At 71.8% G+C, this 23,263-nt stretch carries 19 protein-coding genes; 8 read left to right on the top strand and 11 right to left on the bottom strand.

The window, feature by feature from the left end; all coding sequences use genetic code 11:
* Positions 1 to 283: 283 nt before the first annotated feature.
* Positions 284 to 1,441 carry a glycerate kinase gene (locus ACZ63I_RS11130; RefSeq protein WP_469337563.1) on the bottom strand — a complete coding sequence of 386 codons (1,158 nt, stop codon included), beginning with the start codon at positions 1,439 to 1,441 and terminating at the stop codon, positions 284 to 286.
* A 156-nt stretch (positions 1,442 to 1,597) separates the two neighbouring features.
* Between ACZ63I_RS11130 and ACZ63I_RS11135 the strand changes: the two genes are divergently transcribed.
* The 4 genes from ACZ63I_RS11135 to ACZ63I_RS11150 are packed head-to-tail and all read left to right on the top strand — an operon-like array spanning position 1,598 to position 4,071.
* A complete protein-coding gene (locus ACZ63I_RS11135) occupies positions 1,598 to 2,089 on the top strand; it encodes an NUDIX domain-containing protein (RefSeq protein ID WP_469337564.1) in 492 nt (163 codons plus the stop codon).
* A 33-nt stretch (positions 2,090 to 2,122) separates the two neighbouring features.
* Positions 2,123 to 3,178, top strand: coding sequence for a DNA polymerase III subunit beta family protein (locus tag ACZ63I_RS11140; protein ID WP_469337566.1), 1,056 nt, complete (start codon positions 2,123 to 2,125; stop codon positions 3,176 to 3,178).
* A 10-nt stretch (positions 3,179 to 3,188) separates the two neighbouring features.
* On the top strand, positions 3,189 to 3,332 hold the full coding sequence (locus ACZ63I_RS11145; protein WP_469337568.1) for a hypothetical protein: 144 nt from the start codon (positions 3,189 to 3,191) through the stop codon (positions 3,330 to 3,332).
* A gap of 19 nt (positions 3,333 to 3,351) precedes the next feature.
* Positions 3,352 to 4,071, top strand: coding sequence for an SIR2 family NAD-dependent protein deacylase (locus tag ACZ63I_RS11150; protein WP_469337570.1), 720 nt, complete (start codon positions 3,352 to 3,354; stop codon positions 4,069 to 4,071).
* A 173-nt stretch (positions 4,072 to 4,244) separates the two neighbouring features.
* Here the strand turns inward: ACZ63I_RS11150 and ACZ63I_RS11155 are convergent, their stop codons facing one another.
* The 3 genes from ACZ63I_RS11155 to ACZ63I_RS11165 form a co-directional block, all read right to left on the bottom strand.
* Complete coding sequence (locus ACZ63I_RS11155) at positions 4,245 to 4,751, bottom strand: methylated-DNA--[protein]-cysteine S-methyltransferase (protein ID WP_469337572.1); 507 nt, start codon at positions 4,749 to 4,751, stop codon at positions 4,245 to 4,247.
* 11 nt (positions 4,752 to 4,762) lie between these two features.
* Positions 4,763 to 6,232, bottom strand: a complete 1,470-nt coding sequence (locus tag ACZ63I_RS11160; RefSeq protein WP_469337574.1) for an AlkA N-terminal domain-containing protein — start codon at positions 6,230 to 6,232, stop codon at positions 4,763 to 4,765.
* Between the two features lie 471 nt (positions 6,233 to 6,703).
* Entirely contained in the window at positions 6,704 to 6,988 is a 285-nt protein-coding gene (locus ACZ63I_RS11165; protein WP_469337576.1) for a hypothetical protein, read from the bottom strand.
* 10 nt (positions 6,989 to 6,998) lie between these two features.
* On the opposite strand from ACZ63I_RS11165, the gene ACZ63I_RS11170 reads away from it, so the two are divergent.
* The 3 genes from ACZ63I_RS11170 to ACZ63I_RS11180 all read left to right on the top strand — a co-directional run bounded on the left by ACZ63I_RS11170 (position 6,999) and on the right by ACZ63I_RS11180 (position 12,348).
* Positions 6,999 to 9,989 (top strand): RHS repeat-associated core domain-containing protein, encoded by a 2,991-nt coding sequence (locus tag ACZ63I_RS11170; RefSeq protein ID WP_469337577.1) that lies wholly within the window; start codon positions 6,999 to 7,001, stop codon positions 9,987 to 9,989.
* Between the two features lie 435 nt (positions 9,990 to 10,424).
* A complete protein-coding gene (locus ACZ63I_RS11175) occupies positions 10,425 to 11,327 on the top strand; it encodes a TIGR03619 family F420-dependent LLM class oxidoreductase (RefSeq protein ID WP_469337579.1) in 903 nt (300 codons plus the stop codon).
* 55 nt (positions 11,328 to 11,382) lie between these two features.
* Positions 11,383 to 12,348: an aldo/keto reductase gene (locus ACZ63I_RS11180; protein WP_469337580.1), complete on the top strand. Its 966-nt coding sequence runs from the start codon at positions 11,383 to 11,385 to the stop codon at positions 12,346 to 12,348.
* 75 nt (positions 12,349 to 12,423) lie between these two features.
* Here ACZ63I_RS11180 and ACZ63I_RS11185 read toward each other — a convergent pair whose 3' ends face one another.
* The 7 genes from ACZ63I_RS11185 to dnaK are packed head-to-tail and all read right to left on the bottom strand — an operon-like array spanning position 12,424 to position 21,036.
* Positions 12,424 to 14,103 carry an FAD-dependent oxidoreductase gene (locus ACZ63I_RS11185; RefSeq protein ID WP_469337581.1) on the bottom strand — a complete coding sequence of 560 codons (1,680 nt, stop codon included), beginning with the start codon at positions 14,101 to 14,103 and terminating at the stop codon, positions 12,424 to 12,426.
* Positions 14,103 to 14,573 (bottom strand): thioredoxin, encoded by a 471-nt coding sequence (trxA, locus tag ACZ63I_RS11190; protein WP_469337583.1) that lies wholly within the window; start codon positions 14,571 to 14,573, stop codon positions 14,103 to 14,105. Before trxA ends, ACZ63I_RS11185 begins: the two co-directional genes overlap by 1 nt.
* Positions 14,570 to 17,197, bottom strand: a complete 2,628-nt coding sequence (gene clpB, locus ACZ63I_RS11195; RefSeq protein WP_469337585.1) for an ATP-dependent chaperone ClpB — start codon at positions 17,195 to 17,197, stop codon at positions 14,570 to 14,572. The genes trxA and clpB overlap by 4 nt, the downstream gene beginning before the upstream one ends.
* Positions 17,188 to 17,577: a chaperone modulator CbpM gene (locus ACZ63I_RS11200; protein ID WP_469337587.1), complete on the bottom strand. Its 390-nt coding sequence runs from the start codon at positions 17,575 to 17,577 to the stop codon at positions 17,188 to 17,190. Before ACZ63I_RS11200 ends, clpB begins: the two co-directional genes overlap by 10 nt.
* Positions 17,574 to 18,551: a DnaJ C-terminal domain-containing protein gene (locus tag ACZ63I_RS11205; RefSeq protein WP_469337589.1), complete on the bottom strand. Its 978-nt coding sequence runs from the start codon at positions 18,549 to 18,551 to the stop codon at positions 17,574 to 17,576. The genes ACZ63I_RS11200 and ACZ63I_RS11205 overlap by 4 nt, the downstream gene beginning before the upstream one ends.
* Before the next feature lie 7 nt (positions 18,552 to 18,558).
* Positions 18,559 to 19,116: a nucleotide exchange factor GrpE gene (locus ACZ63I_RS11210; RefSeq protein ID WP_469337591.1), complete on the bottom strand. Its 558-nt coding sequence runs from the start codon at positions 19,114 to 19,116 to the stop codon at positions 18,559 to 18,561.
* 9 nt (positions 19,117 to 19,125) lie between these two features.
* Positions 19,126 to 21,036: a molecular chaperone DnaK gene (gene dnaK / locus ACZ63I_RS11215; protein WP_469337593.1), complete on the bottom strand. Its 1,911-nt coding sequence runs from the start codon at positions 21,034 to 21,036 to the stop codon at positions 19,126 to 19,128.
* Positions 21,037 to 21,385: 349 nt separating this feature from the next.
* On the opposite strand from dnaK, the gene ACZ63I_RS11220 reads away from it, so the two are divergent.
* Positions 21,386 to 23,209 carry a PucR family transcriptional regulator gene (locus ACZ63I_RS11220; protein WP_469337595.1) on the top strand — a complete coding sequence of 608 codons (1,824 nt, stop codon included), beginning with the start codon at positions 21,386 to 21,388 and terminating at the stop codon, positions 23,207 to 23,209.
* Positions 23,210 to 23,263: the final 54 nt, after the last annotated feature.

Here is a 23,263-nt window from a genome sequence, read left to right on the forward strand (position 1 = left end):
CGGGCCCGGGGCCGCGTCCCTGCCGTGGACGCCCGGCCCCTCGCGGCCGGTGGTCGTGGCGTAGCCGATCCGTGGCGCGGGCTGAAGGGGGTCGTGCAGGGGTGGTGTCCGGAGCGTAAAGCGTGATTTGCGGCGCATGTCCGGGTGCACCGCGTGGGGGACGAGCACGCGCCGTAAATCGTGCAGCGCAGGACACCATCCCGGAACGGCCCCCGGCGACAACCGCAACCACAACCGGTCACCCCGAACCGCGCCGGACGGCGACACCGCCGGACCGGAACCGTCAGATCAGGAAGTCGCGCGCTATGTTCGACGCCAGCCGTTCCAGCAGCGGACCCGCCTGCGACATCGACCTCGTCGCGTCCGGCTCCAGGTCGCTCAGTGCGTACGCGCGGCGGATGCCCGCCTTGCCCAGTTCCTCCGGCCGCAGCGCCAGCCGGCCGCAGACCGCGATCACCTCGACGTTCCGCGCGCGCGCCGCCGCCGCGACGCCCGCGGGGGCCTTGCCGTGGAGGGTCTGTTCGTCCAGGGAGCCCTCGCCGGTGATGACGAGGGTCGCGCGGGACAGCGCGGAGTCGAAGCCCAGGACGTCGAGCATGACCTCGATGCCGGGGCGGAAGCTCGCGTGCAGGCCGACCAGGGCCCCGTAGCCGATGCCGCCCGCCGCGCCGGCGCCGGGCGCGTGGGCGAGGCCCGTGGCGCGGGAGCCGATGGCCGTCTCCAGGACCTTGGTGTAGTGGGTGAGGGCCGCGTCGAGCGTGGTGACGTCCGCCGCGCTCGCACCCTTCTGCGGGCCGTAGATCGCGGCCGCGCCCTTCGGGCCCGTGAGGGGGTTGTCGACGTCGCTCGCGAGGACGATGTCGGTGTCGGCGAGCCGGGGGTCGAGCCCGGACAGGTCGGCGGTGGCGAGGTCGCGCAGACCGCCGCCGCCGGGGCCGACGGGGTGGCCGTCCGCGTCGAGGAGGCGCGCGCCGAGGGCCGTCAGCATGCCCGCGCCGCCGTCGGTCGTGGCGCTGCCGCCGACGCCGAAGACGATGTGGGACGCGCCCGCGTCGAGCGCGGCGGTGAGCAGTTGGCCCGCGCCGTACGTCGTGGCGGTGAGCGCGGCGAACACGCCGTCGGGCAGGAGCTGGAGGCCGGAGGACTCGGCCATCTCGACGACGGCCGTGCCGTCGCGCAGCGCGAACGCCGCGGTCACCTCGTCGCCGAGCGGCCCGGTGACGCGTACCTCGCGCCGTTCGAATCCGGCGGCCACCGCCGCGGCCACCGTGCCGTCCCCGCCGTCGGCGACGGGCAGGGTCTCCACCGTCGCTTCGGGGGCGACGCTCAGCAGCCCCGCGGTCACCCTCTCGGCGACCTGGACAGCGGTCAGTGAGCCTTTGAATTTGTCCGCCGCGATGAGCACGCAGGCGGCCTCACGAAGTACTGCTCCGTCCGTCACTTGCAATCCCTTTGCTGTCGAACAAGCAGTCGCGCCGATTTGAGCTTATCCGTACGGGTTGTGCGAGGGGTACGGCGCCCCGGGCCAGGTCGCGACAGGAGCCGGGGGATCCACAGGTCAGACGGGGGCGGCGGCGGGCGCGGTTACGATTCCGGTGTGACACTTTCGGACTACGCCACGTACATCGCCGGCCTCCCCAGGGTCCTCGCCGGCGCCGCCACTCTGTTCAGGGACAGCGAGGGACGCGTACTGATCGCAGAGCCCAACTACCGGGAGGGCTGGGTGCTGCCGGGCGGCACCATCGAGTCGGACGAGGGCGAGACGCCGCGCCAGGGTGCCAGGCGCGAGACGCTGGAGGAGATCGGCCTCGATCTGGAGCCGGGCCGGATGCTCGCCGTCGACTGGGTGGTGGGTGAGGGCCGGCCGCCGATCGTCACGTATCTGTACGACGGCGGGGTGCTGGACGCCGAGCAGTTGGCGTCGGTGAAGCTCCAGGAGGAGGAGCTGCTGTCGTGGCGCCTCGTGGACCGCGCCGAGCTGCCCACGTATCTGCTGGGCACGCTCCTGCCGCGGGTGCAGGCGGGGCTCGACGCGCTGGAGTCGGGTGCCGGGACGGTGGAGCTGGAGAACGGCCGTCCGGTGAGTTGACCTTCAAGTGTGTCGAACGCCGAGAATCGCGGCATGGACGACACCGCTGGACTGCTCAGCATCAGCACCTTCGCGCGGCGCGTCGGTCTCGCACCGAGCGCGCTGCGCTTCTACGACGACTGCCGGGTGCTGCTGCCCGCGCATGTCGACAGATCGACCGGTTACCGCTACTACCGCCAGGACCAGGTGGCGGGGGCCCGGCTGCTGCGCGAGCTGCGCGCGACGGGGCTGCCGCTGGCCGAGGTCAGCGTCGTACTCGACGGGTCGGCGGCGGCCCGCGCCGTGCTGGAGCGGCACCGCGGCGCCGTACGGGAGCGGACGCTGGCCGCCGACGCGTCGATCGCGGCCGTGCTGCGGTCGCTGTCGGAGGGTGCTTCGACGGTCGTACGGCTCGACGGCGCCGAACTGGCGGCGGCCGTGCGGCAGGTCGTACCGGCGGTGGGGCACGACCCGGAGTATCCGGTGCTCGGCTGTGTGCTCGTGGAGATCGACGACGGTGAGGTGCGGCTCGTGGCCACCGACCGCTACCGGCTGTCGGTGCGGACGCTGCACCCGGCGGCGGTGGACGGGCCCCCGCGTGGGCTGCTGGTCGAGGCGGCGGACCTGATCGAGGCGGGTGCGTGGGCGGCGCGCTCGGCCGAGGTGGTCATCACTGCTGAAGCTGTCGGCGCGAGGCTCGGCGGGGCCGAGGGTGAGCGTGAACTTGCCCTGAGTGAAGGGGAGTTCCCGGAGTACCGGCAGATACTGCCGGCGCCAGGGGACCGCCGGGTGATCGTGGACCGGACGGCTCTGCTCGCCGTCGTCGCCGGCTTCGACGCCCCGGCGGTCGCGATCCGGCTCGGGGCGGACGAGATCGCCGTGTCGCTGCCGGACGGTTCGGGCGTAAGGGAGTTGCCCGCCGTCTGCGCCACCGGTCCGCTGATCGGTTTCGACCCGGCGGTCCTGGCGGCGGCGCTGGAGTCCGGGGTCGGCCCTGAGGTGCTGCTGGAGATCACCGATGTGACCCGGCCCGTACTGGTGCGCTCGGCCGACCAGGGCAGTTTCACCACGCTCGTGATGCCGGTCGGCCTCTCCGCGGCGGCGGCATGAACCCCGAGGCATGACGGCCGAGGCGGCCGGCCATGACGACGAGGCGCACCGGCTGTTCCGGGAGGCCGCGACCGACGACTACGAGGCCTGCGTCGCCGGGTCGGCGCCGAGCGGCGGCTCGCGGCCGAAAATCAGTCGGCGCTCGCCGAGGTGATCAAGCTACGCTCGGCCGTATGACTCTCGTCGCGATCCTCAGCGGCGCCGGGATCTCGACGGATTCCGGCATCCCCGACTACCGCGGCCCGAACGGGGTGTGGCGCCGGGACCCCGAGGCCGAGAAGCTCGTCACGTACGACGCGTACATGGGCGATCCGGAGATCCGGCGGCGCTCGTGGCGGATGCGCGGTGAGAGTCCCGCGCTGCGCGCCGAGCCCAACGCCGCGCACCGCGCGGTGACGGAGCTGGAGCGGTCGGGCACGGCGGTCCGGGTGATCACGCAGAATGTCGACGGGCTGCACCAGCTCGCCGGTATGCCGGACCGCAAGGTGCTCGAACTGCACGGCACGGCGCGGTCGGTGGTGTGCACCGGGTGCCGTGCGCGCTCCGCCATGCGGGACGCGCTCGACCGGGTAGCGGCGGGTGAGGCCGACCCGCCGTGCCGGGGGTGCGGCGGGATCCTCAAGTCGGCGACGGTGATGTTCGGCGAGCGGCTCGACCCCGAGGTGCTGGCGCAGGCGATGGCGATCACGAAGGCGTGCGAGGTGTTCATCGCGGTCGGTACGACGCTCCAGGTGCAGCCCGCCGCGTCACTGGCGGGCATCGCCGCCGACCACGGCGCGCGGCTCGTCGTGGTCAACGCCGAGCCGACGCCGTACGACGAACTGGCCGACGAGGTCGTACGCGAGCCGATCGGCACGTCACTGCCTGCGCTGCTCAAGGAGCTCCACGCCTAGGGAGTGTCCGCGAAGTATCGTCGTCCGCCCCTCAGGGCGGGGCTCGCGGTGGCTTGTGCGTGCGATCGCAAGGCGCCGATGTGCCCTTGTAGCGGAGCTACTCGGGCAGGTCGGCAACGCCGCGAGCGTGCGTGCCAGGCATCGCGAGCCAGCCGAGACTTCGCGGACACGACCTAGAACAGCGTCGCTCCGACGGGGGCCGCGACGGCCGCGCCTTCGAAGATCAGCAGTCGCTGTTTGCGGTCGAGGCCGCCGCCGTAGCCAATGAGGCTGCCGGTCGAGCCGATGACCCGGTGGCAGGGCACGATGATGCTGATGGGGTTCTTGCCGTTGGCGAGTCCGACCGCGCGCGATGCGGCGGGTTTGCCCAGGGCGTCGGCCAGTTGGCCGTACGACCGGGTCTCTCCGTAGGGGATCAGCAGGAGTTGTTCCCACACGCTGAGCTGGAACGGGGTGCCCGCGAGGCTGATCGGCAGGTCGAAGCGGGTCAACTCGCCGTCGAAATAGGCGGCGAGCTGGCGCTCGGCCTCCCGGAACGGGCGTGGATCCGGGTCGCCGAAGGTCTCCTCCGCGGGGCGGTGCCGCTGGTCGACCATGTAGAGGGCGCTGAGCTTGCCGTCCGTGGCGACGAGGGTCAGCGGGCCGTACGGGCTGTCGATGACGGTGTGTTGCTTGTGCACGTCGAATGTCCTTAGCCAGGAAGGTGGTTGATGGGGTGGTCTCCGGTGGCCCACAGGTACTGGACGGCGTACGCGCGCCAGGGCCGCCAGGCCGCCGCGCGTGCCGTGAGCGCCGCCGGGGTGGCGGGCAGGCCGAGGTCCTGGGCGGCGCGGCGTACGCCGAGGTCGCCGGGGAGGAAGGCGTCGGGGTCCCCGAGCGCGCGCATCGCGATCGACTCGACCGTCCAGGGGCCGAATCCGGGCAGCGCGGACAGCTCCGCCCTGGCCTGTTCCCAGTCGCTGTCGGCGCCGAGCCGCAGCGAGCCGTCGGCGAGCGCCGTGACCAGGGTGGTGAGGGTCGTCCGGCGGGAGCGCGGCATGGCCAGGGCCGCCGGGTCGAGTCCGGCCAGGGTCTCGGGGGTGGGGAAGAGATGGGTGAGCCCGCCCTCGGGATCCTCGATCGGCACCCCGTGCGCGGCGACCAGCCGGCCCGCGTGCGTACGGGCGGCGGCGGTGGAGACCTGCTGGCCCAGTACGGCCCGTACGGCGAACTCGGCGGCGTCCACCGTACGGGGCACCCGGCGGCCCGGCCCCTTGGCCACCAGCGGTGCCAACTCGGGGTCCGAAGCGAGCTGTTCGTCGACGGCGACGGGGTCGGCGTCCAGGTCGAGCAGCCGGCGGCACCTGCTGATGGCGAGGGTGAGATCGCGCGGGTCGGTGAGGAGGAGCCGGCAGGCGATGTGGTCGGCGCGCGGCGCGAGGGCGACGATGCCGTGGCCGTACGGCAGGGTGAGCGTGCGCCGGTACGCGCCGTCGCGCCACTCCTCGACGCCGGGTACGGCGGTGGCGGCGAGATGGCCGAAGAGGTTGTCCGGGTTGAGGGGCGCGCGGTAGGGCAGCCGCAGGCTGATCACCCCGGGGACGGCGGGTTCGGAGCCGCGCCCGTTCCGGGCGCGCAGTTCGCTCGGTGACAGCGCGAACACCTCGCGCACGGTGTCGTTGAACGCGCGGATCGAGGCGAACCCGGCGGCGAACGCCACCTCGGCCATCGGCAGTGCCGTCGTCTCGATGAGGACCCTGGCGGTCTGGGCGCGCTGCGCGCGGGCCAGCGCCAGCGGTCCCGCCCCCAGCTCGGCGTTGAGCTGCCGCTCGATCTGCCGGGCGGAGTACCCGAGCCGCGCCGCGAGCCCCGGAACGCCTTCGCGGTCGACGACGCCGTCCTGAATGAGCCGCATGGCCCGCGCGACGGCGTCGGCGCGCGCGTTCCATTCCGGCGACCCCGGGCTGGTGTCGGGCCGGCACCGCTTGCACGCCCGGAACCCCGCCTGCTGGCAGGCGGCGGCGCTGGGCAGGAACGTCATGTTCTCGGCCTTGGGCGGTACGACGGGACAGCTCGGCCTGCAGTAGATCCGGGTGGTCAGAACAGCGGTGAAGAACCACCCGTCGAAGCGCGCGTCCTTCGACCGGACGGCACGCACGCAACGCTCGGTGTCGGTGTGCATGACTCAAGCATCGGGCACACGGACGCCCGGGGCTGGCGAGAAAACGACATCAACCGGTGGACGGTCCGGCACCATCGCCACAGGTACAGGCACCGGCCGTGATGTTGCCCTTTTGAGCTGCCCTTTGATGGAACTTGACTGTTTGGTTGCCTTGAGGTGAGTGAACAATTGCCACATGGCCGCTTTTCAGCCATCTTCGCTACCGCGCACACCGGAGCGCTCACCGTAAGAAGCGTGTCGTGCGGCAACTGTTTCCATGACATATGGGTTATCAAGTTTGACCGATCCTGGCCGTTCTGTGTGTTTTCGGCGTTGAAAGGGGTCGTTTCTCGTGGAGTCGCTGTGCCAGCTTGTGGTGGCGCGGTGACCGTCGGGGTTGCTGCTTCTCGCTTTCCGTGGGGGGAAGTTGATGCGTTCACGTGCCTCCGGCACGCCCATGTGGCGTGCCCGCAGATCGAGTGGATCGTCTCGTTACGCTCTGACGGCCGCGCTGGCGGTGGTGGCGCTGGCGGCGGGGTCTTTGCCGGTGTTCGCCGCTCCCGGGCCGGCTGTGGAGCTGCCGAAGCCGACGACGGCGTGGACCACGCCGGGGAAGGCGAAGGTCCCACCGGTGCGGGCCGGTTCGACGAAGGCGCCGGCGTCCCGGCCGGCCGCGGCTCCCGCGCCGGAGCGGGCCGCCTGGTACGCCGCGCAGGACAAGGCGCGCACGAGGGCCGACCGCGGTGCGTCGGGCGCCGGTTCGGCCGCACTGGTCACGACCGGGACCGTGCCCGAGGGCCAAGGGCAGGTGCCCTGGCACCAGTTGGCCGATACCCGCTTGTCGGACTCGCTGGTGACGCGGGTCGACCTGTCCAACGGCAATCTGATGCTCGCCGCAACGGACTTCGACGTCGCGGGCGTGGGCCAGAGCATCCAGCTCGCCCGTACGTACAACTCGCTGGACGCCCCGTACGGCAAGGTCTCCCAGCGCTGGTGGCAGAGTTGGGAGCGGTACGCGCAGATCACCACCGACGAGGTCGTGGTGTACGACGCGACCGGTGGCGCCGTGCGGTTCGCGAAGAAGGCGGACGGGACGTTCACCACGCCCACCGGGTACTCGAAGGATCTGAAGAAGAACGCGGACGGCACGTACACGTTCACCGATCGCAAGTCCGGTGCCAAGGACACCTACAACGCGAACGGGACGCTGACCAAGGCCACCGAGCGCAACAACGGGACCGTCACCGTCGCGCAGCACGACGAGGGCGGCGAGCACAAGGGTTTCAAGCTCACCGAGAACCGCTCGGGACGCTGGGTCGACCTGCTCAAGACCAACGCCTCGCAGTGGCAGGCGAAGGACCACACCGGCCGCACCGCCGTCTTCGACCTCAACGGCAGCGGCGACCTCGTCAAGACCACCGACACCGCCGGCAAGGCGACCCGGTTCGAGTACGACTCCTCGCGGCGGCTGACCAAGGCAACCACGCCCGAGGGCACGGTGACCGCCTTCACCTACGACGCCCAGAACCGCGTCACCTCCGTCAAGCGCGCGAACGGCCCGACCTGGACGTACGCGTACTCCGCCGGCTCGCCGTCGGCGGCGGGGACGACCACGGCGACCGACCCCGAAGGCGACGCGACCGTTCACACGCACAACGCGGACGGTGAGATCACGAAGGTCACCGACCCGCTGGACCACAGCCGCCCGAAGACCTACCAGAACCACCTGGTGCAGACGGCATCCGACGCGATGGGCACCGGCACCGGCGGTACCGGCGGCAACGTCACGGTCTACGGCTACGACACCCGCAACAACCCCTTGTCCGGCAAGCTCCCCACCGGCGCGACGGCGGCGGTGTCCGCGTACCAGACGATCGCCGGCACCGATCTGCCGAACGACTTCAGCGCGCCGGACGGCCGCAAGGACAGCTTCAGCTACGACACCTCCGGCAACACCCTGTCGGTCGCCACGGCCGGGGCGGACGGCGGCAGCCGCAGCTACACGTACAACAAGGCGACCCCCACCTGCGGCGGGTTCGAAGGCCAGCGCTGCACGGCGAAGGACCTCAACGGGCAGACCACGTCGTTCAGCTACGACGACAAGGGCAACCTGACCAAGGTCAAGCCGCCGTCGCCGCTGGGCGAAACCACCTACACCTACGACGCCTTGGGCCGCCCGGAGACCGTCACGGACGGCCGGGGCATCAAGACCGTCTACGTCTACGACCCCCGCGACCGCGTGACGAAGGTGTCCTCGACCAACTCGACTGTCACCTATAGCTGGGACGGTGACGGCAACCAGACGTTCCGCTCGGACGCGTCGGGCAGCACCCGCTGGACCTTCGACGCGCTGAACCGCGAGAGCGTACGCACCCTGCAGAACGGGGCCCAGACCACCCTCGCGTACACGGCCGGCGGCAACATCGACCACTACACCGACCCGAACGGCACGACCGACTACACCTGGGACGCCGCCGGACGCCTCACCACCCTGAAGGACCCGGCGAACAAGACCACCAGCTACACCTACGACAACAACGACAAGCGGACCAGGACCACCTACCCCGGCGGCACCACGCAGAGTGTGACGCTCGACAAGTCCAGCCGTCCGACGGCGATCAAGGCCGCCGCCGGCAGCACGACGCTGGTCGACCTCAGCTACACCTACGGATACGGCGCCGACGGCGCGAAGGACGGTACGAAGATCCGTACCCGCACCGACGAGGCCACCGACAAGACGATCACGTACTACTACGACACCCAGGAGCGGTTGCGGTACGCGAAGGAGGCCGACACCGCCGACACCCGGACCGCCTCCTGGCGCTACTGCTTCGACACCGCGGGCAACGCCCTCAACATCACCAGCAGCGCTTCCACCACCTGCCCCAGCACCGCTGCCAACACCTACAACAACGCCTCTCAGCTCACCGCCTCGAACGGCTCCAGCGCGGGCTGGTCCTACGACGCGGCGGGCAACGAGACGGCAGGCGCCTCCACCACCCCCCGCACCGGCGAGAGTTGGACCGACTACAGCCAACTGGCCGACATCAGCACCGCCGGTGCCGGCCGGGACCTGGTCCACGCCGGAACCACCAACGACGAGCGCACCAAGCTCGGCGGCACCTGGTTCCACGACACCGCGCTCGGCCTGACCGGCACCACCACCGGGAGCACGGACACCGGATTCATCCGGGAACCGGCGGGCACCCTCAACTCCATGCGGACCGGCGGCACCAGCTACTACTACCTCACCGACGCGACCGGCAACGTCCTCGGCCTCGTCAACGACGCCGGAACCCGCACCCACACCTACGCGTACAGCCCCACCGGCACACTGCGCACCACCCCGACCGAAACCACCCCCCAGCCCTACCGGTACGCCGGCGCCTACGCCGACCCGACCGGGTTGTACAAGATGGGCGCCCGCTACTACGACCCGGCACTCGGCCGCTTCACCCAGCCGGACCCCTCGGGCCAGGAAACCAACCCCTACCTCTACGCCGCAGGCGACCCCGTCAACAACACCGATCCCACGGGCCTGTTCAGCTTCTCCGACATACTCGACACGGGCAGCGACATCTTCGGAGTCGTCTCGGGTTGCGTGGCGGGAATCGGCGCAGCGGCGGAGACCGGAACCATCGCCTACGCGAGCGCGGTCGGCGGTGTGGTCGGCGCCGGAGTCGGCAGTGCGGTGGGCGCCGGCGCCGCCGTGCTGGGGAGCTGTGCGCTCGGCGGTGCCGCGGGGTACTACGGAGCGGAAATCCTCACCTACGGATAACGCCTGAAGAAGTGCTGGACTGCGAGCGAAGGATGCGTCGATGGGTTATGCGATAAAGCGAGTGCGAATCTTTGCTGTGATCGCGATCGCAGGCGGAATATGCGCGTGCGTCGCGGGAGCGGTTACCGGTGACACGGTGCCGCTGGTGCTCGGAGTGATCGCCGCGGTGTGCGGGGTGGTTCTGGCGGTCCTTGCCTCGCTGGCCCGTCGGAAGACTCGCTGAATCGTCCCGTGCCGACGGCGGACGCGTCGTCGGCACGGGGCTTTCGCGCTCCCTGCCGTGGACAGATCTTGGACACGGATTGGTCACCGGCACGCTCCGCGGAGAGCGTTGAGCGAGGTGGAGCGCTTGTACGGTGAAGTCCTGTCCGATGGAGATCATGCCGGTCGGAGCCGAAGAGCCGCGCCCGGCAGTCACACAGCGCGAAGGACGTCATGAAGATAGGTTTCGCCCTCCCCCAGTTCAACAACCAGGCGTACGGCGTCGCCCGCACCGCCACGTTCGCCTCGGCGATCGAGGAGGCCGGGGGCGCCAGCCTGTGGGTGGGCGACCGGAACCTGGCAGCGGTCCGGCCCGTCGTGGGCTACGGCGGGCAGGGCACCACCATCCCGCAGGAACTCAACGCCGCCGCCGACCCCTTCGTCCTGCTCGGTGTCGCCGCCTCGGCGACCAGCCGGGTGCTGCTCGGCTCCCATGTCCTGGTCGCCCCGCTCTACCCTCCCGTCCAGCTCGCCAGGTCGCTCACGACGATCGACCTGATCAGCGGCGGACGCCTGCTGCCCGGCTTCGGGATCGGCTGGTCCCCCGAGGAATACCAGGCAGCCGGACCGGACTTCACCCGCCGCGGCGCCCGCATGGAGGAACTGCTCGACGCCCTCGACGCCATCTGGACCACCGACCCGGCGCAGTACGAGGGCGCGCAACTGTCCGTGCCCGAGCACCACTCGCCGCTCAAGCCGGCGCGCAAGCCCCGGCCGCCCTTCTACCTCGGCGCCATGTCCGCGCGCGCCCTGCGCCGCGTGGCCCGACGCTGCGACGGCTGGCTGCCGCTCGTCGTCGTCCCCAGTTACGTCGACATCGACGGCCTCGTCGCACAGCGCGCGCAACTGGACGAAATGGCCCAGGAGAACGGCCGGGATCCCAAGGCGATCGACACCGTACTGCGGGTCAACATCGACGCCGGCACCAGCACGGCCCAGGTCGCCGACACCGTCAAGGAAATCCACGAGCGGACCGGCATCGACCACTTCATGGTCGACTCCATGTACGACATCGACACCGTCGACGGCTCCGTCGAGCACGCCCGGGAAATTCTCCGCCTGGTGACGAAGGGCTGAGAGCTGCCGCCCCGGCCACCGGTAGAAGTCCGTCGATCGAAAGAGTGAGTAACAGATGTTTGATGAGACCACGTTCGCTCACAAGGACTTGGGCGGTTCGGGGCTCTCCGTCGCTCCGCTGTGTCTGGGCGGCAACGTGTTCGGCTGGACGGCCGACCAGGAGCAGTCGTTCACCGTGCTCGATGCCTACGCCGCCGCCGGCGGGAACTTCATCGACACCGCGGACGCGTACATGTACCAGTTCCCCGGCACCCGGGCCGGGGAGTCGGAGCGCGTCATCGGCGCGTGGCTCTCCGCGCGCGGCAACCGCGATGACGTGGTGATCGCCACGAAGGTCGGTGACCATCCGGAGCGCAAGGGCCTGCGGCCCGCCAACGTCAGAGCGGCCGTCGAGGACTCGCTGCGCCGCCTCGGCACCGACCGCATCGACCTGTACTACGTGCACTTCGACGACGAGTCGGTGCCGGTCGAGGACGTCGTGACGACGCTCGACGAGCTGGTGCGCGCCGGAAAGGTGCGGGCGCTCGGGGCGTCCAACGTCGGTCCTGCGCGTCTCGACGCCATGCTGCGGTTCGCCCGGCGTGAGGGGCTGGCGAGCTACCAGGTGCTCCAGCCCCAGTACAACCTCGTCTCCCGCGACACCTACGAGGGCGAACGCCGGGACATCGCCGAGCGCGAGGGGCTGGCCTGTGTGCCCTACTTCGCCCTCGCCTCCGGGTTCCTGACCGGGAAGTACCGGCCCGGTCGTACGGTGGACAGCGTGCGCGACCTTCCCGGCCTGGCCGGCGGATACGCCGACAGCGAGCGCGGCACCACGGTCCTCGCCGCTCTGGAAGAGGTCGCGGCGGCCCACGACGCGCAGATGGCCACCGTCGCCCTCGCCTGGCTGGCCCAGCAGCCGACCGTCACCGCACCGATCGCCTCCGCACGCGTGGTGGAGCAGGTACCGGCCCTCGTCGCCCTGGCCGACCTGCGGCTGTCCGACGCCGAACTCCGGTCCCTGGACGCCGCCTCCGCCTGATCGGCGGCGATGCTCCGTCCAGGACCGCCGCGCACTCCACGTGGCGGGCGGGTTCGCGGCGGGCCGGTGCTGGGGTCAGCGGACGGGGGACGGTGCCAACTCCGCGCAGTGCTCGTACGCCAGCCGGACCGCCATGGCGCCCTCACCGACGGCCGAGGCCACCCGCTTGACCGAGCCGCTGCGGACGTCGCCGACGGCGAAGACCCCCGGCAGACCGGTCTCCAGGGCGAGCGGGGCGCGGGCCAGGGGTTTCCAGAGGTCCGCTGCCGCACGGACCACGTCCTGCCCGGTCGGAACGAAGCCGCGCCGGTCCAGGGTTACGGCGTCGGCGAGCCAGGAGGTGGCGGGACGGGCGCCGATGAAGACGAACAGGGCCCGGTCCGCCAGCACCTCCTGTTCGCGGGTGCGGTTGTCCTCGACGACCACGGATTCGACCCCGTCGGCGCCGGTGACCTCCCGGACCTCGGTATGCAGCCGGACCTGGATCCGGGGGTGCCGCTCGATCCGGTCGATCAGGTAGCGGGACATGCTGTGTGCCAGGTCCGCACCGCGGACCAGCAGATGGACCGCCGGCGACTCGCGCGCCAGGAACAGGGCCGCCTGGCCGGCGGAGTTGCCGCCGCCGACGACAGCCACCGGGTCCAGGCGGCAGGTCCGCGCCTCCCAGAGGGTGGCGGCGTAGTGGACCCCCACTCCCTCCAACCGCTCGACACCCGGGGCTGTCAGCCGCCGGTAGCGGGCGCCGGTGGCCACCACCACGTTGGTGGCGGCGACCGTGCCGCCGTCGGTGAGCCGCACCACGCTGGTCCTCCCGTCGCGCTGTTCGAGGCCGGCGGCCTCGGCGGGGACGGAGATCCGGGCACCGAACCGGTCGGCCTGCACGACGGCGCGTTCGGCGAGCTCCATGCCGGAGATACCGGCGGGGAAGCCGAGGTAGTTCTCGATCCGGGACGACGTACCGGCCTGGCCGCCGGTCGCCACCGCGTCCAGGACGACGGTCGAGAGCCCCTCGGAGGCTCCGTACACCGCGGCGGCCAGACCTCCGGGTCCCGCGCCGACCACCATCAGGTCGCACACGCCCGCGACGGTCTCGGTCCGCAGCCCGATGACCCGGGCGAGTTCGGCGTTGGAGGGATTGCGCAGCACCCGGTGGTCGTGCCAGACGACGACGGGGGTCTCCTCCGGAGGAACACCGAGACGGGTCAGCAGCGCCTCGGCCTCGGTGTCCTTCTCAAGGTCGGCCCAGCGGTGCGGAAGGCGGTTGCGGGCGGCGAATTCCAGCAGCCGCCGTGTATCGGGGGAAAGGGCGGAGCCGATGACGCGGAACCCCGCGCCCGCGCCGACCAGCATCGTACGGCGCAGCAGGTAGGCGCGCAGGATCATGTCGCCGAGCCCGGGTTCCCGGCTGAGCAGTTCGCGCAGGGCGGCCGAACCCACCGCCAGTACCTCGCCGGGTGTGGTCGCCAGCGCGCTGTAGAAGGCGGTCTGGCCCTCCAGCACTCCGAGTTCGCCGAGGAAGCTGTGCGGACCGTGCCGTTGGACGACCTGCTCCTGGTCGTCACGGGCTTCGACCACGGCCACCGTGCCGCTGAGGACGACGAAGAACTCCTCGGTGGGTTCACCCGCCCGGAAGAGGTGTTCCCCCTCGCGGAGCGACCGTATCTGTCCGCAGGATCCCAGGATCGCGATCTGATCGTCCGTCAGCAGCGGGTAGGCGTCGTCCACGCCGGACGCAGGCGAGGAAAGACCGGTCATCACGGCCTCCCGGTGGCGGGACCGGCTGGTCCGCGGGACGCCGACAGCGACTCGTCCACCCAGCGGCGCAGCGCGTGCACGGGCGCGGCGCCGGTCCGGCGCGCGACGGGCCTGCCGTGGTCGAGGATCAGCAGGGTGGGTACGGCTTGGACCTCGAACCGCCTTGCCAGGGCGGGTGACGTGTCGATGTCGACCTTCACGAGCTTGGTCCGGCCCGCCAGGTCCTTCGCGACCTGTTCGAGGGCGGGGCTCACCATGCGGCAGGGACCGCACCAGGTGGCCCAGAGGTCGACGAGCACGGGCAGGCTCGCCTGCTCGGCGACCTCCCCGAAGTCGGCGTCGCGCGCTTCGGCGATCCATGGCAGCGGGGCCCGGCAGTTTCCGCAGCGCGGGCTGCCCTCCGCCACGGCGGGTACGCGATTGGTCCGGCCGCAGCGGGCGCAGGCGACCGTCCACACGGAGGTGGTCATGACGGCTCCTGCGGCTCGTCCTGGAGGGTGACGGTCAGTTCGCCGTCCCCGGCGTCGACCAGGATGGTCACGCCTTCGCGTGCCTCGCCGCTGAGCAGCGCCCGGCCGATCTTGGTCTCGACCTCGTGCGAGATGAAGCGGCGCAGCGGCCTGGCCCCGTAGACCGGGTCGTAGCCCTCACCCGCGATCAGCCGGCGGGCCTCCTCGGTGAGGACGAGCGTGATGCGCTGCTCGGCGAGGCGGTCGCGCAGCTCGGCGAGGAGCAGGTCGACGATGCGCTCGATCTGCGCGATGCCGAGCGGGTGGAACAGGACGATGTCGTCGACGCGGTTGAGGAACTCGGGGCGGAACCGGCCGCTGAGTTCGGTCATCACCAGCGCCCGCACCTCGGGTTTGATCTCGCCGGCCTGGGTGGCGTCCTGGAGCAGGTACTGGGAGCCGAGGTTCGAGGTCATGATGACGACGGTGTTGCGGAAGTCGACCGTACGGCCCTGGGCGTCGGTGATCCGGCCGTCGTCCAGCACCTGGAGCAGGGTGTTGAAGACGTCGGCGTGCGCCTTCTCGATCTCGTCGAACAGGACGACGGAGTACGGCTTGCGGCGCACCGCCTCGGTAAGCTGGCCGCCTTCCTCGTAGCCGACGTAGCCGGGGGGTGCGCCGACCAGCCGGCTGACGGTGTGCCGCTCCTGGTACTCGCTCATGTCGAGGCGGATCATGTTGGTCTCGCTGTCGAAGAGCGCGGCGGCCAGGGTCTTGGCCAGCTCGGTCTTCCCGACGCCGGTGGGGCCGAGGAAGATGAACGAGCCGATCGGCCGGCGCGGGTCGCGCACTCCGGAGCGGGCCCTGATGACGGCGTCGGCGACGAGCTGGACGGCCTCGTCCTGGCCGACGACCCGCTCGCGCAGGATCTCGTCCAGCTTGAGCAGCTTCTGCCGCTCGCCCTCCTGGAGCCGGGTGACGGGGATGCCGGTCCACGCGGAGACGATCTCGGCGATCTCCTCGGCGGTGACCACCTCGCGCAGCAGCCGGGTCTCGCCCTGCTTGTCGGCGAGTTGCTCCTCCTCGGCGGCGAGCCGGCGCTCCAGCTCGCTGATGGTCCCGTAGCGCAGTTGGGCGGCCCGGTTCAGATCGTAGGCGCGTTCGGCCTGCTCGGCCTCCTGCCGGGTGCTTTCCAGTTCCTGGCGCAGTTCCTGGACCTTGCGGATGGCCTGGCGCTCGGCCTCCCACTGGGCGTGTTTGGCGTCCACGTCGCCCCGCAGGTCGGCCAGTTCACGCCGCAGGTCCGCCAGGCGGGTGCGGCTGGCCGGGTCGCTCTCCTGGTCGAGCGCGGTCTCCTCGATCTCCAGGCGGGTGGCCCGGCGGGTGAGTTCGTCGAGTTCGGCGGGCATGGAGTCGATCTCGGTCCGCAGCCGCGCGCATGCCTCGTCGACCAGGTCGATGGCCTTGTCCGGGAGGAAGCGGTCGCTGATGTAGCGGTGGCTGAGGGTGGCGGCGGCGACCAGGGCGCCGTCCTGGATCTTGACGCCGTGGAAGATCTCCAGCCGTTCGCGGATGCCGCGCAGGATGGAGATGGCGTCCTCGACGGTCGGCTCCTCCACCAGCACGGTCTGGAAGCGCCGCTCCAGGGCGGCGTCGGACTCGATGTGCTTGCGGTACTCGTCGAGCGTGGTGGCGCCGATCATGTGCAGCTCGCCGCGGGCCAGCATCGGCTTGAGCATGTTGCCCGCGTCCATGGCGCCCTCGGCGGCGCCGGCCCCGACGACGGTGTGCAGTTCGTCGACGAAGAGCAGGATCCGGCCCTCGCCGCTCTTGACCTCGGCCAGCACGGCTTTCAGCCGCTCCTCGAACTCGCCGCGGTATTTGGCTCCGGCCACCAGCGAGCCCATGTCGAGCGAGAACACCGTCTTGTCCCGGAGCCCTTCGGGCACGTCGCCGCGGACGATCCGCTGGGCCAGTCCCTCGACGATGGCGGTCTTGCCGACGCCGGGTTCGCCGATCAGCACAGGGTTGTTCTTGGACTTGCGGCTGAGGATCTGGATGACCCGCCGGATCTCGGCGTCCCGGCCGATCACCGGGTCGAGGCGGCCGGTGCGGGCCTCCGCGACGAGGTCGCGGCCGTACTTCTCCAGTGCCTCGTACGCGTCCTCGGGGTCGGCGGAGGTGACCCGCTGATTCCCGCGCACGGCCGTGAGCGCGCCGAGGAAGGAGTCCTTGCTGACGCCCTGTTCGGCGAGGCGCCGGCCGGCCGCGGTGGTCGGGCCCTCGTCCACCATCGCCAGCACCAGGTGCTCGGTGGAGACGTACTCGTCCTTGAGCCGCTTGGCCTCCTGCTCGGCGCTGTCCAGCAGTCTGGCCAGCCGCCGGGTCAGCATCACCTGGCCGGGGGCGGCGCCCGGTCCTGTCGTGCGCGGGCGCTTGGCGAGGTCGGCCTCCACGGCGGCCCGCAGGGCGGCCGGGTCGGCGCCCGCGTCGGCCAGCAGGCGGCCCGTCAGACCGTCCTGCTGACCGAGCAGGGCCAGCAGCAGGTGTTCTCCGTCGACCTCGCTCTGGTCCATCCGTACCGCGAGGCTCTGTGCTTCCCGCAGCGCCTCCTGGGACTTGTGGGTGAGGCGGTTCATGTCCATGTCGCACGCTCCTCGGCGGCTCGTTCGCTGTGCCGCAGTGCGGTCTCCAGACGATCGATGCGGCCGAGCAGGTCCAGGACGACGCCGACGGCCGCGTAGTTGAGGCACAGTCCGGCCCGCAGCCGCTGCACCCGGGCGATGGCCGACGGTGCGCCGGCCCGGAACCACAGGCGGCCGCGGGCGTCGCGCTCGGCGTCCACCAGCCCGAGGGCGACGAAGCGGCTGACGAGATCGGGCGGCAGTCCGCTGCGGCCGGCCGCTTCGGCCATGGAGAGCCGATAGGGGTGGGGGCTGGTCCGGTGGACCCGCACCAGGGGATAGACACCCCCGGCGCGGGGCCTTCCGGTGCCTTCGGCGGGCGAACGGTGTTCGGCTCTCATGTCTGCTTCCTCGGGTCGAAGGAGGAGACGGCGGCCAGTTCCTCGAACAGCTCGCGCTCGCGCGGGCTCGGCGAGGGCGGCACCATCACCTTGATCTCGGCGTAGAGGTCCCCGGCAGACCCCTTGGGGTCGGGCATCCCCTCACCGCGCAGCCGCAGCCGGCGACCGGTGGACGTACCGGCCGGCACATGCACCTTGGCCGTCCCGCCCGGACCGGAGACCGGCACCGTCGCGCCCAGCGCCGCCTCCCAGGCGGTGACCGGCAGATCGACGTGGATGTCGCGCCCGCGGAGCCGGTAGCGGGGGTGCGGGGCGATACGGACCACCAGGTAGAGGTCCCCGGCGGAACCCGGGCCGCTGCCCCGGCCGCCCTCCCCGGCGAGCCGGATGCGCTGGCCGTCCACGACACCGGCCGGGACGGTGACGTCGTAGGTGCGCTCCCCCGCGGCCCCGCCGAGGGTGATCTTCCGCCGGCCGCCTCGGTACGCCTCTTCGACGCTGAGGGTGAGTTCGGCCTCCTGGTCGGCGCCGGGGATCGGGCTGCCCCGCCCGGCGCGGCCGGCCCGGCCGCCGAACATGCCTCCGAAGAGATCCTCGAAGTCCACGCCTGCGGTGTCGAAGTCGCTCTCCGTCCAGCCCCGGGTGGCTGTCCGGCCGGCGCCTCGGCTGCCGGTGAAGGGACTGCCTCGGTACGCGCCGGCGCCGCCGCCGAAGCCCTGGCCGGCCGCGACGCGCTCGTCGTAGTCCTCCGGGATCTGCCGGAAGTCCGGGCCGAAGCGGTCGTAGCGGGACCGGGTGTCGGGGTCGGACAGCACGCTGTACGCCTCGTTGATCTGCTTGAAGCGCTCCTCGGCGGCCGGATCGCGGTTGACGTCCGGGTGGTAGCGGCGGGCCAGGGTGCGGAACGCCTGCTGGATCTCGGCGGCGTCGGCGGTACGGGGGACGCCCAGCACCTGGTAGTAGTCGTCAGCCATGGCGGCCTCACTCCTGCTTGCGGCTGACCACCACAGCGGCGGGCCGCAGTTGGTGGCCGGGTTCGCCGTAGCCGGGCCGCAGCACCTGGACGACGGTGCCCGCGGCGGTGTCCGGTTCGTCCACCACGGACACCACCTCGTGCCGCTCGGGGTGGAAGGGGACGCCGGTCTCCTCGTAGCGGGGGTAGCCGAGGCTTCGCAGCACCTCGACGGCTTGGTCGCGTACCGCCCGGATTCCGCTGACGATCGCGTCGGGGTCGCCGGTGCCCGCGTGGGCGAGGGCCAGTTCGAGGTTGTCGACGACCGGGAGGAACGCGGCGGCGACCTTGGCCCGCTCGCTCTCCCGCTCCCGGGGGAGCTCCCGGGCGTAGCGCTTGCGGAGGTTGTCGAGGTCGGCGAGGGCGCGCCGCCACCGGTCCGCCAACTCCGCCGCGTCGGGGCCGCGTTGTTCCGGTGCGTGCTCCCCGGCTTCGTCGGGAGGCGGCGTGGGGGGTACGGCCGTCTGCCCGGATTCGGGCGGCGAGCGGTCCTCGGCCGGACGCGTCGTCTGTTCCTGATCCGACATGGCGCCGCCTCAGCTCTTGTCGAAGTCGGCGTCGATGACGTCGTCGCCGCCGCTCGGGGATCCGCCCTCGGGGCTCTGACCGGGCGCCGCGCCGGGCCGGCCGCCGCCTTCCGCTCCGCCGGGTCCGGTGGAGTGGGCGGCCAGCGCCGCGTGGAGCTGCTGGAGTTCGGACGTCAGGCTGCGGGCCCGGTCGGTCGGTGCCGCCTCCTTGACGGCGGTGCGCGCCTCGTCGATGAGCAGTTGGGCCCGCGCCCGCTCGTGCTCCGGTGCGGCGTCGCCGAGGTCGTCCAGCCGGCGCTCCACCTGGTAGGCGGCGGCGTCCAGCTCGTTGCGTGCGTCGACGGCCTCGCGCAGGGCGAGGTCGGCGGTCCGGTTGCTCTCGGCCTCGTTGATCATCCGCTCGACCTCGGACGGGTCGAGGTTGGAGCCTTCGCTGATGGTCACCGACTGCTCGGCGCCGGTGTCCCGGTCCTTGGCGCTGACCTTGAGGATGCCGTTGGCGTCCATGTCGAAGGTGACCTCGATCTGGGTCTCCCCGCGCCGGGCCGGGCGCAGGTTCTCCAGCCGGAAGCGGCCCAGCACCCGGTTGTCGGCGGCCAGTTCGCGTTCGCCCTGGAGCACCACGATGTCCACGGCCGGCTGGTTGTCCTCGGCCGTGGAGAAGGTCTCGGACCTGCGGGCGGGGATGGTGGTGTTGCGCTCAATGATCTTGGTCATCACGCCGCCGGCCGTCTCGACGCCCAGGGAGAGCGGGGTGACGTCCAGCAGCAGGACGTCCTTGACCTCGCCCTTGAGCACCCCGGCCTGGACGGCGGCGCCCAGCGCCACGACCTCGTCGGGGTTGACGCTCATGTTCGGGTCCTTGCCGCCGGTCATCCGGCGGACGAGGTTCTGCACGGCCGGTATACGGGTGGAGCCGCCGACGAGAATGACCTCGTCGATGTCGTTGTCCGTGACCTTGGCGTCGCCCATCGCCGTCCTGATCGGCTCCAGGCAGCGCTCCACCAGGTCCGAGGTGATCTGCTCGAACGTGGAGCGGCGGACCGTCTCGGTGAGGTGCTTCGGCCCGGCGGCGTCCGCCGTGATGAACGGCAGGCTCACCTGGGTCTGACTGACCGAACTCAGCTCGGTCTTCGCCTTCTCGGCCGCCTCGAACAGGCGCTGCAGAGCCTGCGGGTCCTTGCGCAGGTCGATGCCCTCGGCCTGCTGGAAGCCGTCCGCGAGATGGTCCACCAGCCGGCGGTCGAAGTCGTCTCCGCCCAGGTGGGAGTCGCCTGCCGTGGCGCGGACCTCCACCACGCCGTCGCCGACGTCCAGCAGGCTGACGTCGAAGGTGCCGCCGCCCAGGTCGAAGACCATGACCGTCTCGTGGCCCTTCTTGTCAAGACCGTAGGCCAGGGCCGCTGCGGTCGGCTCGTTGATGATCCGCAGCACGTCGAGTCCGGCGATCTTCCCGGCGTCCTTGGTGGCCTGGCGCTGGGCGTCGTTGAAGTAGGCGGGTACGGTGATGACCGCTTCGGTGACCTTTTCGCCGAGCGCCTTCCCCGCGTCGTCGGCCAGCTTCCGCAGCACCTGCGCGCTGATCTCCTCGGGCGCGTACTGCTTGCCGTGCACCTCGAAGCGGGCCACCCCGCCGGGCCCCTCGACGACGTCGAAGGAGACCGCCTTGGCCTCGTCGGAGATCTCGTCGTAGCGACGGCCGATGAACCGTTTCGCCGAGGTGATGGTGCCCTTGGGGTTGAGAATCGACTGGCGGCGCGCGAGCTGTCCCACCAGCCGCTCGCCGTCGTCGGAGAAGGCGACCACCGACGGGGTGGTTCTGGCCCCCTCGGCATTGGGCACGACGGAGGGTGAGCCGCCCTCCCACGCCGCGATGACCGAGTTGGTGGTACCGAGATCGATGCCTACTGCCTTCGCCATGGGAATCTCCTCCGTCAACAACACGGGACGGCCCGGCGGGCTGCCGCGTGTACGGCCGAGGCGCCCGCCAACGGCCAAGGCGCCCACCGCACTTCTTGCAGCCTCGCGCGGTACGCGGCGCGTTTCCTCACCCCGCCATGACCAATCGGCGCCGTCGTTCCGGTGCGCGGGGACGGGGATGCGGCAGGTCCGCAGGTGAGACCCTGTGCCATCCGGCGTAGCGTGGAAGGCGGAAAGCCGCTTTCGAGCCGCGAATGGACCCGCGATGGACGCTGTGCCGTTTCCGACCGACGGGGCCGTTCGCCCCGCTCCGCGACCGGGGGCCGCGCGGGACACACTGCTACGGCTGGTGTCGGTCCTGCTCGACGGCGACGACGAGCGCGAAGTGCTGTGGAGCGCCATGGCGGCCATCACCGCCACCGGTCCCTTCACCGCCGAGGCGGCGTATTCCGTACACCAGGGCCTGGCGCGGCGCTGCTCGCCGCGCGGGGCGGCCGGCTCCTGCGCTGCCCGGCCGGGGAGCGCGGCGGCACGGGAGCCGGCACCGGACCCGGCCGGCGAAGCACCGGCCGAAGCAGCCCCGGAGGAAGCAGCCCCGGAGGAAGCAGCCCCGGCAGAAGCAGCCGCGGCCGAGGTGGTGGCGGCCGGCCGGCTCGACCGGCGGATCGACGCTCTCGACGGCCGCAGCCGGAATCTGCACCAGCGGGACGGCCGGTGGATACGGGCCATCGCGCTGCGGCACCGGGACGCCTGCCTCGGCTATCTCGTCGTCCGCTCCGCGACCACGCCCTCGGCCGAGGAGACCGCCCTGACCGGCCTTCTCGCGCAGCAGACCGGGACCGCCCTGGCACGCCTCACCGGGCGCGGAGAAGAGCGCGCCGGCTCGGACGCAGACGTGCAGGGGACCGTGGACGGCTCCCCCGCCGCCGGCCTCGCCGCGGTGGTCTCCGCGCTGGCCTCCCGGCTCGCCGTCCACGACGCGCTCTCGCGCGCCGCCGTCTCCGGCGAGGGGGAGGCAGGGATCCTGGAGACCCTGTACGACCACACGGGATTCGCGGCCCTCACCGAGGACCCCTTCGGCAACCTGCGAGCCTGGACGGGGCCCGGTCGGGGCGAACTCGCGGGCGGGTCGCGCCCGGGGGTGGGGAATCGGCGCCGGGAGGCCGCGATAGACGACGCGCGGCACCAGGCCGGCGCCGTCCGCGACCGGGTCCGGCTCCTGATGCCCGTCGCGATGGCCGGAGATCTGCTGGGCGTGGTCGCACTGGTCGATCCCGACCGGCAGGCGACGCAGACCGACACCTCGGCGCTCGAACAGGCCGCCCTGGCGCTGGCCCCCCTCTTCGCCCACGAGCGCGGGCTGGCCGTGCTGGAGACCCGGCTGCGCCATGACCTGGTCGACCGGCTGATCTCGGGTGAGGCGACCGGCGAGGACTTCAGCCAGGCCGCGGTCCTGGGCCATGACCTGCACCGGCCGTACCAGGTCGCCGTACTGGAGTGGTCAGGGACGGCCGAGCGGGCGGCACTGGGCGACGCGGTGGCGCGGGCGGCCGGGCGGCTGCGCCGGGACGTACTCGTCGGCTCCCGCGGCGCGACCACGGTCGTCCTGGTGCCGGGCGAGGACCACCGTGCTCGGGAAGGCGAGCTGTACAGGGCCGTCTCGGACGAACTCGGCACAGGGGCAGGCGCGATCGGGGTCGGCGGCCCCTGCGACGTCATCACCGATCTGCCGCACTCCTACGACGAGGCCGTCCGCGCCCTCGCCGTCCGCCGCCGTTCCCAGGACCCGTACGGCAGCACCGGCTTCGAGGAGCTGGGCCTGCGCCGCATGATCGGCACCGGCCAGGGCGACCGGGAGGCCGACCGCTTCGTCCGCGCCTGGCTGGGCCGGCTGCTGGACTACGACGCCCGGCACCGCACCGAGCTGGTGGCGACGGTCTCGCGCTACCTGGAGAGCGGCGGCAGCTACGACGCGACCGCCAAGACGCTCCTCATCCACCGCAGCACCGTCCGCTACCGCCTCCAGCGCATCCGGGAGATCACCGGCCACGACCTCTGCGACGTCGAGACGCGCCTCAATCTGCACATCGCCACCCGCATCCGGGACGTGCTCGACACACCCCACCCCGACACACCCCGCCTCGACACACCCCACCTCGACACACCCCGCTGAGTCCCGGGCCGGACGGGCCCCGCAGGCGCCACGGGCGGGGCAGGCCGGGGCAGG

It is taken from the genome of Streptomyces sp. NPDC087906 (genome assembly GCF_055584925.1).